This window comes from Bradyrhizobium sp. SK17, from assembly GCF_002831585.1.
Classification (GTDB): domain Bacteria; phylum Pseudomonadota; class Alphaproteobacteria; order Rhizobiales; family Xanthobacteraceae; genus Bradyrhizobium.
This window is the reverse complement of sequence record NZ_CP025113.1, coordinates 1,744,146-1,760,543: the sequence shown is the minus strand read 5'-3', so window position 1 is coordinate 1,760,543 and position 16,398 is coordinate 1,744,146. Positions and strand designations below refer to the sequence as shown.

Annotated in this window: 14 protein-coding genes; 9 read left to right on the top strand and 5 right to left on the bottom strand. The window is 66.1% G+C overall.

Annotated elements, in window-relative coordinates:
• Positions 1–2 precede the first annotated feature (2 nt).
• Genes trbE through CWS35_RS08225 form a run of 8 tightly spaced genes read left to right on the top strand, consistent with a single transcriptional unit; the run spans position 3 to position 8,033 of the window.
• On the top strand, positions 3–2,441 hold the full coding sequence (gene trbE / locus CWS35_RS08260) for a conjugal transfer protein TrbE (protein ID WP_100951624.1): 2,439 nt from the start codon (positions 3–5) through the stop codon (positions 2,439–2,441).
• Complete coding sequence (trbJ, locus tag CWS35_RS08255) at positions 2,438–3,199, top strand: P-type conjugative transfer protein TrbJ (RefSeq protein ID WP_046193816.1); 762 nt, start codon at positions 2,438–2,440, stop codon at positions 3,197–3,199. Before trbE ends, trbJ begins: the two co-directional genes overlap by 4 nt.
• A 22-nt stretch (positions 3,200–3,221) precedes the next feature.
• On the top strand, positions 3,222–3,515 hold the full coding sequence (gene trbK-alt, locus CWS35_RS08250; RefSeq protein WP_046193817.1) for a putative entry exclusion protein TrbK-alt: 294 nt from the start codon (positions 3,222–3,224) through the stop codon (positions 3,513–3,515).
• Positions 3,516–3,518: 3 nt separating this feature from the next.
• Entirely contained in the window at positions 3,519–4,871 is a 1,353-nt protein-coding gene (gene trbL / locus CWS35_RS08245; protein WP_046193818.1) for a P-type conjugative transfer protein TrbL, read from the top strand.
• Positions 4,871–5,554, top strand: coding sequence for a conjugal transfer protein TrbF (gene trbF / locus CWS35_RS08240; protein WP_024924691.1), 684 nt, complete (start codon positions 4,871–4,873; stop codon positions 5,552–5,554). The genes trbL and trbF overlap by 1 nt, the downstream gene beginning before the upstream one ends.
• On the top strand, positions 5,551–6,573 hold the full coding sequence (gene trbG, locus CWS35_RS08235) for a P-type conjugative transfer protein TrbG (RefSeq protein WP_046193819.1): 1,023 nt from the start codon (positions 5,551–5,553) through the stop codon (positions 6,571–6,573). Before trbF ends, trbG begins: the two co-directional genes overlap by 4 nt.
• Positions 6,570–7,769 carry a TrbI/VirB10 family protein gene (locus tag CWS35_RS08230; protein WP_046193820.1) on the top strand — a complete coding sequence of 400 codons (1,200 nt, stop codon included), beginning with the start codon at positions 6,570–6,572 and terminating at the stop codon, positions 7,767–7,769. Before trbG ends, CWS35_RS08230 begins: the two co-directional genes overlap by 4 nt.
• Before the next feature lie 3 nt (positions 7,770–7,772).
• A complete protein-coding gene (locus CWS35_RS08225; RefSeq protein WP_072598055.1) occupies positions 7,773–8,033 on the top strand; it encodes a DUF2274 domain-containing protein in 261 nt (86 codons plus the stop codon).
• On the opposite strand, the gene CWS35_RS08220 is transcribed toward CWS35_RS08225, so the two are convergent.
• From CWS35_RS08220 to CWS35_RS08195, 5 genes are all read right to left on the bottom strand, one after another.
• On the bottom strand, positions 7,942–8,895 hold the full coding sequence (locus CWS35_RS08220; RefSeq protein WP_046193880.1) for a LysR family transcriptional regulator: 954 nt from the start codon (positions 8,893–8,895) through the stop codon (positions 7,942–7,944). The two genes, CWS35_RS08225 and CWS35_RS08220, sit on opposite strands and share 92 nt — an antisense overlap.
• A gap of 398 nt (positions 8,896–9,293) precedes the next feature.
• Positions 9,294–10,157: a DUF6671 family protein gene (locus CWS35_RS08210; RefSeq protein WP_046193822.1), complete on the bottom strand. Its 864-nt coding sequence runs from the start codon at positions 10,155–10,157 to the stop codon at positions 9,294–9,296.
• A gap of 2 nt (positions 10,158–10,159) precedes the next feature.
• Positions 10,160–11,065 (bottom strand): sulfate adenylyltransferase subunit CysD, encoded by a 906-nt coding sequence (gene cysD, locus CWS35_RS08205; protein ID WP_046193881.1) that lies wholly within the window; start codon positions 11,063–11,065, stop codon positions 10,160–10,162.
• Positions 11,062–13,629, bottom strand: coding sequence for a YbcC family protein (locus CWS35_RS08200; RefSeq protein WP_052730342.1), 2,568 nt, complete (start codon positions 13,627–13,629; stop codon positions 11,062–11,064). The genes cysD and CWS35_RS08200 overlap by 4 nt, the downstream gene beginning before the upstream one ends.
• Complete coding sequence (locus CWS35_RS08195; RefSeq protein WP_046193823.1) at positions 13,626–15,257, bottom strand: NADH-quinone oxidoreductase subunit L; 1,632 nt, start codon at positions 15,255–15,257, stop codon at positions 13,626–13,628. The genes CWS35_RS08200 and CWS35_RS08195 overlap by 4 nt, the downstream gene beginning before the upstream one ends.
• 101 nt (positions 15,258–15,358) lie before the next feature.
• Between CWS35_RS08195 and CWS35_RS08190 the strand changes: the two genes are divergently transcribed.
• A complete protein-coding gene (locus CWS35_RS08190; protein WP_046193824.1) occupies positions 15,359–16,252 on the top strand; it encodes a LysR family transcriptional regulator in 894 nt (297 codons plus the stop codon).
• Positions 16,253–16,398: the final 146 nt, after the last annotated feature.

Sequence of the window (16,398 nt, the reverse complement as noted above, 5' to 3'; positions counted from 1 at the left end):
CGATGATGAACCTTGCCGAATATCGCCGGACCTCAACCCGCCTCGCGGATTTCCTGCCCTGGGCCGCGCTCGCGGGCGAGGGCATCGTCCTCAACAAGGACGGCAGCTTCCAACGCACCGCTCGCTTTCGCGGTCCCGACCTCGATTCCGCGGTGCCGGCCGAACTTGTCGCCGTCGCCGGCCGCCTCAACAACGCCTTCCGCCGGCTTGGCTCGGGATGGGCGATCTTCGTCGAGGCGCAGCGGCATGGCGCCGGCGCCTATCCGGCGAGCCGCTTTCCCGAGGCCGCGTCCGCCCTGGTCGACGCCGAACGCAAAGCCGATTTCGAGGAAGACGCCTCGCACTTTGAGTCCAGCTACTTCCTGACCTTCGTCTACCTGCCACCGGCCGAGGACGCCGCCCGCGCCGAAAGCTGGCTGTATGAAGGCAAGGCCGACAACGGTCTTGACCCACATGAGGCGTTACGCGGCTTCGCTGATCGCACCGATCGCGTGCTCCAGCTCGTCGAGAACTTCATGCCGGAATGTGCATGGCTCGATGACGGCGAGACGCTGACTTATCTTCATTCGACCGTCTCGACCAAACGCCATCGTGTGCGCGTGCCCGAGACGCCCATGTATCTCGATGCGCTGCTGGCCGATCAGCCGCTCACGGGCGGATTGGAGCCGCGCCTCGGCGACAAGCATCTCCGCATCCTGACCATCGTCGGCTTTCCGACCGCGACCACGCCCGGGCTGCTCGATGACCTCAACCGGCTCGCCTTCCCGTATCGCTGGTCGACGCGCGCCGTCCTTCTCGACAAGACCGACGCCACCAAGCTGCTCACCAAGATCCGCCGGCAATGGTTCGCCAAGCGCAAGAGCATCATGGCGATCCTGAAGGAGGTGATGACCAACGAGGCGTCGGTCCTCGTCGACACCGATGCGGCGAACAAGGCGGCCGATGCCGATCTCGCGCTTCAGGAACTCGGCGCGGACTATGCCGGTCAGGCCTATGTCACCGCGACGGTCGCCGTCTGGGACGCCGATCCACGCATCGCCGCCGAGAAGCTGCGCCTGGTGGAGAAGATCGTTCAGGGCCGCGACTTCACCGCGATGGCTGAGACGATCAACGCCGTCGACGCCTGGCTTGGCTCGCTGCCCGGCCATGTCTACGCCAACGTCCGGCAACCGCCGATCTCGACGCTCAATCTCGCCCACATGATTCCGCTGTCGGCGGTGTGGGCGGGGCCGGAGCGGGACGAGCATTTCGGGCAACCCCCCTTGCTTTATGGCAGGACCGAAGGCTCGACCCCGTTCCGGTTTTCCCTTCATGTCGGCGATGTCGGTCACACGCTCGTCGTCGGACCGACGGGCGCCGGCAAATCCGTGCTCCTGGCGCTGATGGCGCTCCAGTTCCGGCGCTATCCCAACTCACAGGTTTTCGCCTTCGACTTCGGGGGAAGCATCCGAGCCGCGGCGCTCGCGATGGGCGGTGACTGGCACGATCTCGGCGGCGGTTTGACCGGGGGCGTGGCCGACAGCGTGTCGCTGCAACCGCTCTCCGGCATCCACCACGTGCCGGAACGCGCGTGGGCGGCGGATTGGATCGTCGCCATCCTGCAGCGCGAGGGCGTGACGATCGAGCCGGAGGTGAAGGAATACATCTGGACTGCGCTGACCTCGCTGGCGAGCGCGCCCGTCGGCGAACGCACGCTCACCGGACTGGCCGTCCTCCTTCAATCGAACGATCTCAAACAGGCGCTCCGGCCCTATTGCGTCGGCGGCGCCTGTGGCCGGCTGCTCGACGCCGAGAACGAGCATCTTGGCGAAGCCTCTGTGCAGGCGTTCGAGACCGAGGGCCTGATTGGCACCGGCGCCGCACCGGCCGTGCTCGCCTATCTCTTCCACCGCATCGAGGACCGCCTTGACGGCAGCCCCACGCTGCTCATCGTCGATGAAGGCTGGCTGGCGCTCGACGACGAGGATTTCGCTGGTCAGCTCCGCGAGTGGCTGAAGACACTGCGCAAGAAGAACGCCTCCGTCGTCTTCGCCACCCAATCGCTTTCCGACATCGACAGCTCGGCGATCGCGCCCGCCATTATCGAGAGCTGCCAGACGCGGCTGTTGCTGCCGAATGAACGTGCGATCGAGCCGCAGATCACCGCGATCTACCGCCGCTTCGGGCTCAATGACCGCCAGATCGAGATCCTCGCCCGCGCGATGCCGAAGCGCGATTACTACTGCCAGTCCCGGCGGGGCAACCGGCTGTTCGAGCTCGGTCTGTCCGACGTGGCGCTGGCGCTCTGCGCCGCTTCCTCGAAGACTGATCAGGCCGCGATCGAACGCATCGTGGCGGAGCACGGCCGCGAAGGATTCCTGCCGGCCTGGCTGCGTCTGCGCGGCGTCGCCTGGGCCGCCGACCTCATCCCCAACCTCAATAACCTGGAGACCCAGCCATGATCTTCCGTCGCTCGCGCGCGGCGCTTCTTGCCGCGTCGATCCTTTCCGTCCCCGTGGCGATGTCGCCCGTGATGGTCCAGCCCGCGTCCGCGCAATGGATCGTCTACGATCCGACGAACTACGTGCAGAATGTGCTCTCAGCGGCCCGCGCGCTGGAGCAGATCAATAATCAGATCACCTCGCTTCAGAACGAAGCGACGATGCTGATCAATCAGGCGCGCAACCTCGCGAGTCTGCCTTACTCCTCGCTTCAGCGCCTGCAGCAGTCCGTGCAGCGGACGCAGCAACTCCTCGCTCAGGCGCAGCGCATCGCCTACGACGTCCAGCAGATCGACCAGGCCTTCACGTCCACCTACGGCAACGCGTCGCTCTCGGCATCGGATCAGCAACTCGTGGCGCAGGGGCGCGAGCGCTGGCAGAACACGGTCGGCGGCTTGCAGGACGCCATGCGGGTGCAGGCCGGTGTTGTCGGCAACATCGAGACCAACCGCGCCGAAATGTCGGCGCTCATCGGTCAAAGCCAGGGCGCGACCGGCGCCCTGCAGGCGGCGCAGGCCGGTAATCAGCTCCTCGCGCTGCAGGCCCAGCAGCTCGCCGATCTCACGGCTGTCGTTGCCGCGAACGGGCGGGCCCAAGCCCTGTCCGAAGCGGAGCGCGCGGCGGCTGCCGAGCAGGGTCGCGAGCAGCGCCGCCGCTTCCTGACCCCCGGCAGCGGCTATCAGCCCGGCAACGCCCGCATGTTCCCGAATGGCAACTAAGGCCCCTCGCGAGGATCAGGTCATGGACGGCAAGCTCTTGGCGCGCCTTGGCGCCGTCGTCTTCGTCGCCGTCGCCATCACCGCGACGGCGATCGAGATGACCCGGAAAGAGGAAGAACCCGTCCAGGCGTCGCGCCCAAGCGAAGACGCGCCGACGGATCCTCTGCGCGAGGCGCAGCGGCGGTGCCAACTGCTTGGCGAGGCCGCCGCGCGCGATGCCGAATGCCTGCGCACCTGGGCCGAAACCCGCGACCGCTTTCTCGGTGTCGCGCCCGCACCAGCGCGGACATCGCCGCAGCATGACGACGGGCGGTGATCCATGGGCGGCACCGGCGTCATCGACCAATTCCTAGAGGTCTTCACCCGCTATATCGATAGCGGCTTTGGCCTGCTCGGCGGCGAGGTGGCGTTCATCGCCACAACGCTGATCGTCATCGACGTGACCTTGGCCGCACTGTTTTGGAGTTGGGGCGCCGACGACGACATCATGGCGCGCCTGGTCAAGAAGACGCTGTTCGTCGGCGTCTTCGCCTACATCATCGGCAACTGGAATAGCCTCGCGCGCATCGTGTTCGAGAGCTTCGCGGGGCTGGGCCTGAAAGCGTCAGGCACCGGATTCACCATCGAGGATCTCATGCGGCCCGGCCGCGTTGCGCAGACCGGCCTCGACGCCGGCCGCCCGCTGCTCGATTCCATCTCCAACCTGATGGGCTGGATCGCCTTCTTCGAGAATTTCATCCAGATCGCCTGCCTGTTGTTCGCCTGGGCGCTGGTGCTGCTCGCCTTCTTCATTCTCGCCGTCCAGCTCTTCGTCACCCTGATCGAATTCAAGCTGACGACGCTTGCCGGCTTCGTGCTGATTCCCTTCGGCCTCTTCGGCAAATCCGCGTTCATGGCCGAACGCGTCCTCGGCAACGTCATCTCGAGCGGCATCAAGGTGCTGGTCCTCGCCGTCATCATCGGCATCGGCTCAACCTTGTTCTCCCAGTTCACCGCCGGTTTCGCCGGCCAGACGCCGACGATCGACCAGGCGATGGCGATCGTGCTCGCCGCGCTGTCGCTGCTCGGACTCGGAATCTTCGGTCCCGGCATCGCCAACGGCCTCGTCTCCGGCGGTCCCCAGCTCGGCGCTGGCGCGGCGGTCGGAACCGGCCTCGCGGCGGGTGGCGCTCTGGTCGCGGCCGGCGCGGCGGGCGGAATGGCCCTGCGCGGCGGCGGCGCCGCTCTTTCCGGAACCGCTGCGGCCGCGCGCGGTGGCGCGGCGATGGCAGGTGGCGCTTCGACGGCCTACAGCCTCGGCGCCGCTGGCCAGTCGGGCGCGTCTGCCGTCGGGTCTGGACTCAGTGGCGTTGCTCGCGCCGCTGGCGCGGCCGCCACGTCACCCCTGCGTCGCGCGGCCTCCCAGGCAGCAGACAGCATGAAGTCGAGCTTCTCCGAGGGCGCCAAATCCGCGTTCGCGGCCACCGGCGGCACGTCGACCATGGGCACGATCGGTGGAAGCGCGGCCGAGGCTGCGTCACCCGTTGCGGCTGACGGACCGCCGGCCTGGGCCCAGCGCATGAAGCGCTCACAAGCCCTGAGCCACGGTGTGACGGCCGCCGCCCACGCCGTTCGCAGCGGCGACAGCCATGGCGGCGGCTCCTCCATCAACCTCTCCCAAGGCGATCGCTGATGTTCAAAAGACCTTCTACTCACTACGGCAAAGCACCAGAACCCGAGACGCCATATCAGCGCGCCGCTCAGGTCTGGGACGAGCGTATCGGCGCCGCGCGCGTCCAGGCGAAGAATTGGCGGCTCATGGCCTTCGGTTCTTTGGTCCTGTCCGCCAGCTTTGCGGCGGCGCTGGTCTGGCAATCGGCCCGCGGCACGATCGTGCCATGGGTTGTGCAGGTCGACCGGCTCGGCCAGGCGCAGGCGGTGGCGCCAGCGGTCGCCGACTATCGTCCGACCGATCCCCAGATCGCCTTTCATCTCGCACGCTTCATCGAGCAGGTGCGCTCGATTCCGTCCGACGCCATCATCGTTCGGCAGAACTGGCTGCGCGCCTACGATTTCACGACGGATCGCGGCGCCATGGCGCTCAACGACTACGCGCGATCGAACGACCCCTTCACCAAGGTCGGCCGGCAGCAGGTCGCCGTCGACGTCTCCAGCGTCATCCGGGCTTCGCCCAACAGCTTCCGCGTCGCATGGGCCGAACGCCGGTACGAGAATGGCCAGCTCGCCGAGACGACCCGCTGGACCGCCATCCTCACCATCGTCGTGCAGGTGCCCCGCAACGCCGACCGGCTGCGCGCCAACCCGCTCGGAATCTACGTCAACGCCATCAACTGGTCACGGGAGCTTGGGCAATGAAACCGTCTTTCCGTAAAGCCGGCGACCCGGCTTTCCGCACTTCCACACTTGCGATTTTGCTCTGCACGTCGGCGCTCGCCGGCTGCGCCACGGCGAACAGGCCGCCGGAGATCTCCTACGACAACGCCGTCCCTGCGGCGCTAAGCGCTGATCCTCCGGCGCCCGTGCGCGTGGTCGAAATCCCGAGGCCGCTCCCACTGCCCGGGCAACTGCAGCCCGTTGAATCGACGCGCCGACCGCCGGAGCCGGCCGAGCCCACAGCGCGCGTCAACCAGGCCAATGCCGCCGCGCGCGTTCAGCCCGTCCGCGACGGCTTCATCAACGCCATGCAGGTTTATCCCTATACGGGCGGCGCGCTCTATCAGGTTTACACCGCCGTCGGCCAGATCACCGACATCGCCCTCCAGCCGGGCGAACAATTGGTCGGCTCCGGCCCGGTCGCCGCTGGCGACACCGTGCGGTGGATCATCGGCGACACGGTGAGCGGTTCGGGCGCCACCCAACAAGTCCACATCCTGGTCAAGCCGACCCGCGCCGACTTGATGACGAATCTCATCATCAACACCAATCTGCGCACCTATCACATGGAGCTGCGCTCGACCGAACGCACCTATATGGCTTCGGTGTCCTGGCAGTATCCGCAGGATCAGCTCATCGCGCTGCGCCGCCAGAACGCGCAGGCCGAGGCCAGCAGTCCCGTCGCCACCGGCGTCGACCTCGCCAACATCAATTTCCGCTATGCCATCGAAGGCGATCGTGCGCCGTGGCGGCCACTGCGCGCCTACGATGATGGACGCCAGGTCTTCATCGAGTTTCCGCGTGGCATCGGTCAGGGCGAGATGCCGCCGCTGTTTGTGGTCGGTCCGGAGGGCAACACCTCCGAGCTCGTGAACTACCGCGTCCGTGCCAACTACATGATCGTCGACCGGCTGTTCGCGGCCGCGGAGCTGCGTTTCGGCGCTGGCGACCGCCAGAAGCGCGTCCGGATCGTCCGCACCGATGGGAGGCCGGCGTCGTGAGCGAGCCAGAACCCCGGAAAGAAGAAGACGAGGCGCCGCTGACCGGGTCGGCGGACGACGCGGCCGCCCCGATGCGGCTGCGTGCGGAAGCGCCGCGTGTCACACGGCTCTCGCGAAAGGTGCTCGCCGGCATCGGACTCGTGGCGAGCGTCGGAATCGGCGCCGCGTTGATCTATGCGCTCCAGACCGGCGACGCGGGGAGGCCGGCGGACGAACTTTACTCGACCGATAATCGGTCGACCGCCGATGGCCTGGCCGGATTGCCGCGCGATTACAGCGGTGTTCCCCAATTGGGTCCGCCGCTTCCGGGCGACCTCGGGCGACCCATTCTGGGCGCGCAAAATCGTGGCCAGCCATTGCCAAACCAGCCCGGCCTCAGCGCGGAGGAGCAACGCCGGCTGCAGGAAATAGAGACCGCCCGCGTCAGTAGGCTGTTCAGCGGCGCCGAGAACAGGTCCATGGCCTCGACGGGCCCCGGCGCCGCGACGATCGCGCCGCCGCCCACTCCGGACCTCACCGGCCTCGGCCTCGCGCCGCCACCCGCCACCCCATCGGCCCAGGATCGACAGCTCGCATTTCTCAATGCGGCGGCCGATCGGCGCACCGTCGCACCCGATCGCGTCGCCGCACCGGCGTCGCCTTACATCCTTCAGGCAGGCGCCGTGATCGCGGCGGCGCTCATCACCGGCATCCGCTCCGACCTACCCGGCCAGATCACCGCGCAGGTGACGGAGAACATCTATGACAGCCCAACGGGACGTATCCTCCTGGTGCCGCAAGGCACGCGGATCATTGGCCAGTATGACAACAATGTTCAGTTCGGCCAAAGCCGCGTCCTCTTGGTCTGGAATCGTCTGATCTTCCCGAACGGACGCTCGATCGTTCTCGAGCGTCAGCCCGGCGCCGATGCCGAGGGCTATGCCGGCCTTCAGGATGGCGTCGATTATCACTGGTGGGAGCTGGCCAAGGCAGCGGGGCTTTCCACGCTGCTGAGCGTCGGCGCCGAACTCGCCGCCAACGACGATGACCGCTTGATTCAGGCCATCCGCAACGGCGGGCAGGACACTATCAACGATGCCGGCCAGCAGATCGTGCGCCGTCAGCTTAACGTCGCGCCGACGCTGACGATCCGGCCGGGCTTTCCCGTGCGCGTGATTGTCACCCGGGATTTGGTGCTCGAACCTTACGGAGGCTAGCCGATGGCCAAGCTGAAGCTCGGGCCGCTCGAAGACGACAAGCCGGTGAAGATCTCGGTGGAACTGCCCGCCGCCCTTCACCGCGATCTCATCGCGTATGCAGAAATCCTTGGCCGAGAAAGCGGGCAAGCCGTCGAGCCCGCTAAGCTGATCGCACCAATGATTGAGCGTTTTATGGCGACGGATCGGGGATTCGCGAAGATGCGCCACGCGGCCCGTTCCCGTTCGCAACCGGCGGGAAGCGCTCCTCCAAGAGGCGAATGAAGTTCCGGAGCGCTGGGTTGTCGTTGCCGTCTCGCCAATAGGCGCGATACCCGATCCGGGTCGAGCCGTTGCCGTCGCGCGCCTCGCGGTAGACGACGCCGGTATAGCTGGCTCCCATGCACGCCTCACACATAAGGCTGACGCCGCGGTTGGCCCCAACCAGGCTCTTGATGTTTTCCGGGCTCACATCGTGCCGGACGACGTCGGGCAGATCGCCAGGGGAACTGAGCTTGGCAACGAGGATGTCTTGGATCTCCGGTCCCGGATCGCGCTCGCTCAGCAAGAAGCGCTCATGCTTTAAGTCTGTCCAATAGATGACTTCGTTCGCTGCGAGCGGATGATCCTCGGGCAAAGCGACGATGATGCGCTCGCTCCAGAGCACCATCGAGCGATTGCAATCTGAAGCCGGCTCCCCGGTGACGATGGCAATGTCGATCATGCTATTCTGTATTCCGTCGAACAATCGCGTTCGCGATCCTTCGATAGTTTTGATCTCAACCTGGGGAAAGCGACGGCCGTACTCGACAAGACTTGCCCTGAGATTGCCGGCTGAGAGGGACGTGTAGAAGCCGATCGTCAAATACCCGGCCTCGCCGCGTCCGACGGCCTTGGCTCCGTCGACGACAATCTGCAAATCATTGAGAACCCGGCGAACGCCGTTCACAAAGTCCCGGCCTGCCGCCGTCGGCCTGACGCCGCCATTCGTTCGTTCGAACAACGCTACGCCGAGTTGCTCCTCCAGATGTCGGATTCGTCGGCTGAGATTAGACTGCTTGAGGGCGAGCAGATCTGCCGCCTTGCGAAAACTGCCACAGCGTTCCGCCGCCTCAGCGTATCGCAGATGTTTAATCTCGATCGACACGAGAGCGCTCGTCTCGCTGCGCGGAAACAGCGCTGTCGAAGAACGCACCGCGTTCCGCATACATCGGAAGCGCTCGGTAGACGTCGTCTACGCATTTCATCATCTCTGTGACGCTCCTCACGCAGTTCAATATTCGCCCCGATACCTACCGGACTTGGAGACTACCGTAGCCGCTCATCTATGGCGGCTTGGGACTTCGCTCTCAAAAGCAAACATAGTATCTCCAAGTCATTCAGAAGGTGCTCGGGATCGCGATCGACTGCGGTCCTAAGAGCGTCCTTCAGCCAGTCGCTCATGCCAGGATGGGCGAGCACCCACGCGATCTGCTTTTCGGCCTCGAGGAGAGGCTCAACGGGCGATTGCGAAGCGGCCATTCTGCTCTCCCTTCGTTCCCTTGGTCACGGGTTGCACTCCCCGCATTGCCCCGGGTCCGCTGTCGCCGCCTTCACCGCGCGCTCTTCCCGGTAACCGCAACCCTCACAGCTATAGACATCAGCTTTCAGCGCGAGCGTTGGGCCTCCGCACCATGAGCATGGCAGGCCGGATAGCCGTTTGGTGATGGCAAATCCGGGTCGAGCGCAGATCGGGCACGGGCTCCGAAACCGGCGGACAAGGTCCAGCGTCGCGCGTTTGATGGTGCGCATTCGGGTGGGGTTGCGATGGGCGCGCATATCGGTCTCAACGAAGGCGGCGCCGCAGATCGTGATCACCTCCTCAATCGCCCTTTGCAGTTCGGCCCAAGCGTCAATGTCCTTGATCAGCGCGCGCCTGGGCGCCGGCTGCTGATCGACGCAGCCCATGACGATCACCCCATGTCCGGGAAATCGCGCGCGTTCGGCGAACGCACTGGCGCCGGCCAGGTCCGTAACGACCGCGTGGCCAAAATTCGTCGACAGGCCCGCATAATGACCGATCAATTCGAGACCGCTGACGCGATCCCTCATTACGACGAGCTCGCGGCCGAGCGGGACGAAGGGAATTTGGGGATGAGGCCCGAAGCTGCCTTCGCTGGCCAGCGCGACGTTGACATCGGGCGCGGCCGCGAATGCTGCGGCGATCTTAGCCCGCGCCGCATCGAGTTGCGAACCGGTTCGTTCGACGTCACGACTGAAGGTGCCAAAGCGGTCGGTGTCGACATTCGTCGTCGCGGCGACCCGCAATCCCAGTGCCCGCTCCAGGAGGGGTGCGATTACCCGCTCCTTGCCGTGCATCGTCGCGAGGACGGCGTCCGTGCGCTCGTAGGGTCGTGGCGCGCTGGTCATCGCTAGAAATACCCCTCGCGCTTCTTCTGCTCGAGCGAGCCGCCATCCTCGCCGTCGCTGATCCGGCCCTGACGTTCGGAGCCCGAGGCCGCCAAGGTTTCCTGGACGACGGAGGGGAGGTCGGTCGCCTCGGACGCGATCGCCGCGGTGACCGGCCAACAGCCTAGCGTTCGGAAGCGCACGGCCCTTGTTTCGACGGTCTCCCCTGTCCGGAGCGGCATGCGGGATTCTTCGTCGATGACGATCAAACCCCCGCCCCGCTCAACCACCGGCCTCGGAGCCGCGAAGTAGAGCGGGGCGAGCGCGATGTCGTGGGCAAGCGCGTAGGTCCAGACGTCGGTTTCGGTCCAGTTCGACACCGGGAACACCCGCGCCGACTGGTCTTTGCCAAGACGGGCATTATAGAGGCTCCAGAGCTCGGGGCGCTGTTGGCGCGGATCCCAAGCGTGGCCAGCAGAGCGGACCGAGAAGATCCGCTCCTTCGCCCGCGACTTCTCCTCGTCGCGGCGGGCGCCGCCGAAGACGATGTCATAGCCGCCTTGGTCGAGCGCGTCCTTGAGCGGTTCGGTCCGCATCGCCAGCGTGTAGCGGTCGCCATGGTCGAAGGGATTGAGGCCGGCCGCTCGCCCCTCCTCATTGGCATGGACGATGAGCTCGAACCCATGCTCGCGCGCAAACGCGTCGCGGAAGTCGAGGAGCGACCGGAACTCCCAGGTGGAGTCGATATGGAGCAGCGGGAACGGCGGGCGGCCCGGAAAGAAGGCGCGCAGCGCGAGATGCGCCAGCACCGTCGAGTCCTTGCCCGCCGAGAACAGCATCACCGGCTTGCGTCCTTCGGCGACCGCTTCTCGTAGGATATGGATCGCTTCGGATTCCAGTCGCGCGAGATGGGAGAGCCGGGCGGTCACGTCGCGGCCTCCCATCTCAAATCGCCGGCATAGCGGCGGATTGTCCACCCCTCGTCCCCGAGACGGAACAGGTGGACCCAGCCGTTGTCGATAAGTTGCCGGACGCTGGCGTGCGCTTCGATGACACGGTTCAGCGCGTCCTCGGGCGCCTCGATGAAGACGGTGAGCCGCAGCGGCTCGTGGACGAAGCGTGTCCCGTCATGCACCGACTGCCAAGGCAGCCCGACCTTCAGATCGCCGGTATTGCCTTCGAGGACGCCGAGCTGGCCGACGACGTTGTGGAGCAGCTTGTTGCCGCTGCCAAAGGCGCGGTTGTTCACGGTCGAGGCGTAATATTGCAGGTTAATCCAGCTCGCGACGACCATGGGGGCAGTCATGATGAGTTCGAGCACGCTGAACCCGGCGTCCTTCTGCCAGTCGTAATCGTGCAGGAAGGCGCGGCCGGCGAGGTCGAGCCCGCGCGTGCGCTCGCGCGGCGCGGCGATGAAGGCGGCATTTCCTGCCAGGCCCCATTCGGGACGCACCTGCGCCCAGTCGCGGCTGCGCGCCCTTACCGCGCGATCGACATCCTCGCTCTTGCCGATGCCGAGCAGCTGTGCCCGCTCATCGCGGGCGAGCGAGGAGGCCTTGGCGAGCGCTTCGCGCAGCCGCGCGAGATCGCCGGCATGCGACGCCGGCAGCCGATCGGCATCGAAGATGCGCACCTCGTCGGTCGTGGTGTCGTGCAGGCAGCCGATGAACCAGCTGTCCTTCGGGATGTCGATGCCCTTGGCGGCCAGCCCCACCCGGACGCCGGGATCGTTGAGGATGGCGGCGGCGATCCGCGCGTTCGCCTCGCCCGTGTGCCCGCCACACGCTCCGCAATCCAGCCCCGAAGCATGGGGATTGTTGACGGTCGTGCTGCCGTGTCCCGTCAGCAGGACCAGCCGCGCGAAGTCTTGGGTCATCGACATCGCCCGCAGCACCGCCTCGGCCATGGCGACGCGCTGCCCGTCGTCGAAGCCGGTGACCCGACCGCCCACCGCGCCCGGTTCGAGCCGCGGTCCGATGCGGCCGATCACACCCTTGTCGAGGCCATCGGTATTGGGGTCGCTGACCGTCCGCGTCAGGCGCGCGCTGTCACCGACGAGCTTGGCGGCAAACAACAACCCCACCGTCTCGACATAGGTGAACGACGACACCGCCGAGAGCTTGAACGCCTTCCACGCCTTCGCCGCGCGGCGGCGCAGCAGGCGGAGGTTCATGATCTCCGCCTCCTCGGCTTCCGACGCATTGGCGACTGCCTCGCACACCACGAAGGCGGGCTTCAACAGCACCGGGCACTGCGCCCCACCGGTCTCGCGGCCGATCGGCACATATTCGATCGGGAAGCCGAAGAAGCCAGCGAACCCGATCGTCTCGGCGTCGGGGCAGACGGTCTCGAGCGCGCGTCGATAGACTTCGGAGCGAACGTCGATGCAGAATGCCGCCTGGAACGCCTTACGCGTGGGGGCGGGCTTTGACACGGGCGCCTCGAAATGCTGCGACAGCCGCGCGAGCAGCCGACGCCGGTAGGCCGCTTCATAGGCTTCGTGCAGGATGAGATCGAGCGCGAGCTCTGGATCGTCGCCGAGCCGCTCGTCTTTGGGCAGTGTCGCTGCGTCGGCCATCGCCTTTGCCCAGGCCGCCGTGAACGCGGTGTCGGGGCGTTCGAGGAACAGCGCGTAGCCCCAGACGACGCGGATCGCGAGCAACTCCACCAGCGTATCGTCGTCGCGCCCGTAAAGTGCATTGTCCCAGACGAGATAGCGTGCATAGGCCGCCCAGCCGCCGATATCGATCAGCGCCCGGTGCAGATAATCCTCGATGGCGCGATCAGGGATGCCCAGCGCCAGGACGACCGCCGCGATCGCCTCGCGTGGGTCCTTGGGCATGGCGGCGACGGCCTTGCGGAAGCCCCGGATGCCCATCGTCTCCGGGTTGCGGTCGAACCGCATCGCGGCACGCCACGCGGTATAGGCCGGGAGCGCGCGCGACGGCAGCTTCCAGGCGGCTTGTCCTTCGTCGAAATAGGCGGCGCACCATTTCGAGATCTCGTCGACCATGAACGCGGTGCGCGAGGCCTGACGGTCGCCGGCCGCCAAGCCGTCCAGGACCTCGGCGACGGTCGCGACGACCGGGCCCGGCCGACTGGTCCAGACGGGATCGCGCGCTGCGGCTAAGCGGAGCGAGGCGGCGTCGTGCGCGAAGGCCGGATGGCCGGACGTAGCAGCAGCCATGGCTGCCTCCAGGTCGTGCTCCTCGATGGTCCCCGCCGCCAGCGCCTGGCGGTAGAAGGCGCGCGGCATCAGCATATCGACTCCGGCAACCCGGCGAAGCGTAGCGCAGGTCGCAGCGAAGCTCTGGTCACTGAAGCCGAGGAATGGGTTCACCGCGACGAAATGCTTGAGCGGCCAGAGCGGCGCGATCTTGTCGCACGCTTGGGCGATGGCCGCCTCGATCGAGGCTGTCTTCGCGCCTGGTCTTTCGCAGGTTACAGCGATGGGGCTTCGCGGACCGGTCTCGGAGGCGATGGCGATACTCATGGGCGGACCCCGCCGGCGGACGTAGTGGAGGGGGATCGTGCGCCGTAACCAGGTGGCGGGCTGGGCCAGAAGTGCAGCACAAGCCGGTTCGCGAGCGTGTTGACGTAGAGACCGTTGGCGAGGTGGACGTAGAACGCCTGCCAGCGCGGCGCGGCGGCTCGGCCCGGCAGCAGGCTCTGGAAAACGGTCACCGTGCCGAAGGCAAGCACAACCAGAGCGACGATGGCGAGGTCGAAGGGGCCGCGTAGCGCCTGAACCGGCGGCAGCGAGCCGGCCAGTAGATGCTCAGTCGCGAACTGGAGCCAGAAATAGGCGAGCCCAACTACAACTGCGAGCGCCACCGTGCGGCCGATGACATAGACGCTCGGCCGTTCATCGAGCGCTTGCGTGACCAGATGAGCGAGGCCGAGCATCACCACCGCGCCGAGCGCGAAGACGCCGGGTTGCTGCGTTATCGTAGCGCCGAACAACGTGCCGATCACGAGCGTCACCGCCAGCACGAGGCCAACGACCATCGCCATCCGCGCCCTGTGCGGCCGCCCGCTAGGGCTCGGTGACCACGACGCCCGCGCCAGATCAATGACGCTGCCCGACGATAGGAAGGCGTGCGCCTTGTAGAGTGAGTGGGCGACGATGTGCAGCAGCGCGGCGGAGAAGGCGCCGAGCCCGCATTGCAGCATCATGAAACCCATCTGCGCGATCGTCGAATAGGCCAACGAGACTTTGACGCTGGTCTGTGTGAGCATTACCGTCGAGCCGAACAAGGCCGTGAAGCCGCCGACGATGACGAGGACCTCCAGCGAGGGCGACGACAGCGAGATCACGCCGGCGAAGCGCAGCACCAGGAAGCCGCCGGCATTGATTACGCCGGCGTGAAGCAACGCCGACACCGGCGTCGGCGTCTCCATCACCTCGGTCAGCCAGCCATGCAGCGGAAACTGCGCCGATTTGAGCAGCGCGGCGATGACCAGCAACACCGCGACGGCGTGGATTGTGCCCGGAACGACTCCGGCGACGCGCATCGCCTCGGCGCCGGCGAACAGGACCGCATAATCGAGGCTGTCGAACGTCTGGTGGAGCAACACCATCGCGGCGACCAGACAGACATCGCCGACACGGCTGGCGATGAACTTCTTACGTGCCGCGAGCACGGCCGCCTGTCGTTCGGGATAGAAGAGCAGGAGCTTGTTGAGACCAACGCTCGTCGCGATCCAGGCGAGCGCGAACTGGAACAAATTGCCTGAGACGATCAGCAGCAGCACTGCCGCGAGCGTCAGGCACAGCCACTGGGTGAAACGGTCCTGGCCGGGATCGCCGTCGAGATAGTTTCGGCTGTAGACGACCACGATCAGGCCAACGAAGGCGACGAGCGCGAACATGATCGCGCTCAGCGCATCGACATAGAAGCCGAGCCCAACGCCCTCGATCCCGACGGTGACCGTTGCGAACGGACCGTGCAGTGCGACGGCAACGCCCGCGGCGACAGCCACGGCCAGTGCAAACGCCGCCACGAGGGCTGCGCTCGTCCCGGCCTGTCGGCGAGGCAGCTTGGCGGCACCAGCCACCAGGCCGGACGCTACGAGTGCGAGGGGCCCGAGAGCAAGGCACCAGGGCAGCGCTGAGGTCATGGTCGTCTCCGGCGAGAAGCGACCCCTTACCTAGCGCCCATCCACCCTTCTTGATAATATAAAGATTGTGGGAATTCGTTCGCTTCCATAAAACTATGCCGATGGCCAGCCTCAATTACCACCATCTACGATACTTCTGGGCGATCGCCCACGAGGGCAGCCTGACGCGCGCCGCCGAACGCCTCAACCTGTCTCAGTCGGCGCTCTCGGTGCAGTTGGGAAAGCTCGAGCAGCAGCTCGGGCATCCGCTGTTCGAGCGAACAGGCAAGCGCCTCGTGCTCACAGAGGCGGGCCGCATCGCGCTCGACTACTCCGACACCGTGTTCCAGGCCGGCGATGAACTCGTCAGCACTATGCAAGGACGACCGCTCGATCGGCGACAGGCGTTCCGGGTCGGGGCGTTGACGACCCTGTCGCGCAACTTCCAGCTGGAGTTCCTCCGTCCCCTGGTCGGCCGCGCGGATGTCGAGCTGATTGTCCGCTCGGGTACGATGTATGATCTACTCGCCCAACTTAAGGCGCACACGGTCGACGTCGTGCTCGCCAACAGCGCGCCGCAGCAGGACGCACAGTCTTCGTTTCGGAGCCAACTGCTCGCTCAGCAGCCGGTCGGCCTGGTCCGCCGGCCCGGCGCGGCGGCGTCACCGTTCCGCTTTCCGGAAGACCTGGCCTCCGAACCAATCCTCCTGCCAAGTTTGGACAGCGAGATTCGCCTGGCGTTTGACCGGATCCTTGAGCGTGCCGGAGTGCGCCCGGTCATCCTGGCCGAGGTCGACGACATGGCTATGTTGCGCCTGCTCGCCCGCGACAGCCAGGGTCTCACGCTGGTGCCCCCGATCGTAGTCCGCGACGAATTGGCCTCCGGCGCCCTCGTCGAGGTCTGTCGAATCCCGACGCTCAGCGAGAGCTTCTACGCGATCACGCAGAAGCGGCGGTTCCCGAACCCACTGCTCGCCGAACTTATGGCACGAGCTGCGAGGCAGGAGCAGTCGTAATCGAGCCGACCGACCGAGTCGATCAGGGCAATCTTGCAAGCGGTTGCCACTCCCAGTAGTAGGCAGGTTCGAGAGCCTGACCCCCGCTGAAAGTTGATCGGCGCGTTTTCCATTCCGCCGAGTCGCGGTGTGTGCAGGGGATTTCT

Bases quoted from the DNA above. Each gene is read 5' to 3' on its own strand.
- trbE (WP_100951624.1), top strand. From the start codon at position 3: ATGATGAACCTTGCCGAATATCGCCGGACCTCAACCCGCCTCGCGGAT.
- trbJ (WP_046193816.1), top strand. From the start codon at position 2,438: ATGATCTTCCGTCGCTCGCGCGCGGCGCTTCTTGCCGCGTCGATCCTT.
- trbK-alt (WP_046193817.1), top strand. From the start codon at position 3,222: ATGGACGGCAAGCTCTTGGCGCGCCTTGGCGCCGTCGTCTTCGTCGCC.
- trbL (WP_046193818.1), top strand. From the start codon at position 3,519: ATGGGCGGCACCGGCGTCATCGACCAATTCCTAGAGGTCTTCACCCGC.
- trbF (WP_024924691.1), top strand. From the start codon at position 4,871: ATGTTCAAAAGACCTTCTACTCACTACGGCAAAGCACCAGAACCCGAG.
- trbG (WP_046193819.1), top strand. From the start codon at position 5,551: ATGAAACCGTCTTTCCGTAAAGCCGGCGACCCGGCTTTCCGCACTTCC.
- CWS35_RS08225 (WP_072598055.1), top strand. From the start codon at position 7,773: ATGGCCAAGCTGAAGCTCGGGCCGCTCGAAGACGACAAGCCGGTGAAG.
- CWS35_RS08210 (WP_046193822.1), bottom strand. From the start codon at position 10,157: ATGACCAGCGCGCCACGACCCTACGAGCGCACGGACGCCGTCCTCGCG.
- CWS35_RS08200 (WP_052730342.1), bottom strand. From the start codon at position 13,629: ATGAGTATCGCCATCGCCTCCGAGACCGGTCCGCGAAGCCCCATCGCT.
- CWS35_RS08195 (WP_046193823.1), bottom strand. From the start codon at position 15,257: ATGACCTCAGCGCTGCCCTGGTGCCTTGCTCTCGGGCCCCTCGCACTC.
- CWS35_RS08190 (WP_046193824.1), top strand. From the start codon at position 15,359: ATGGCCAGCCTCAATTACCACCATCTACGATACTTCTGGGCGATCGCC.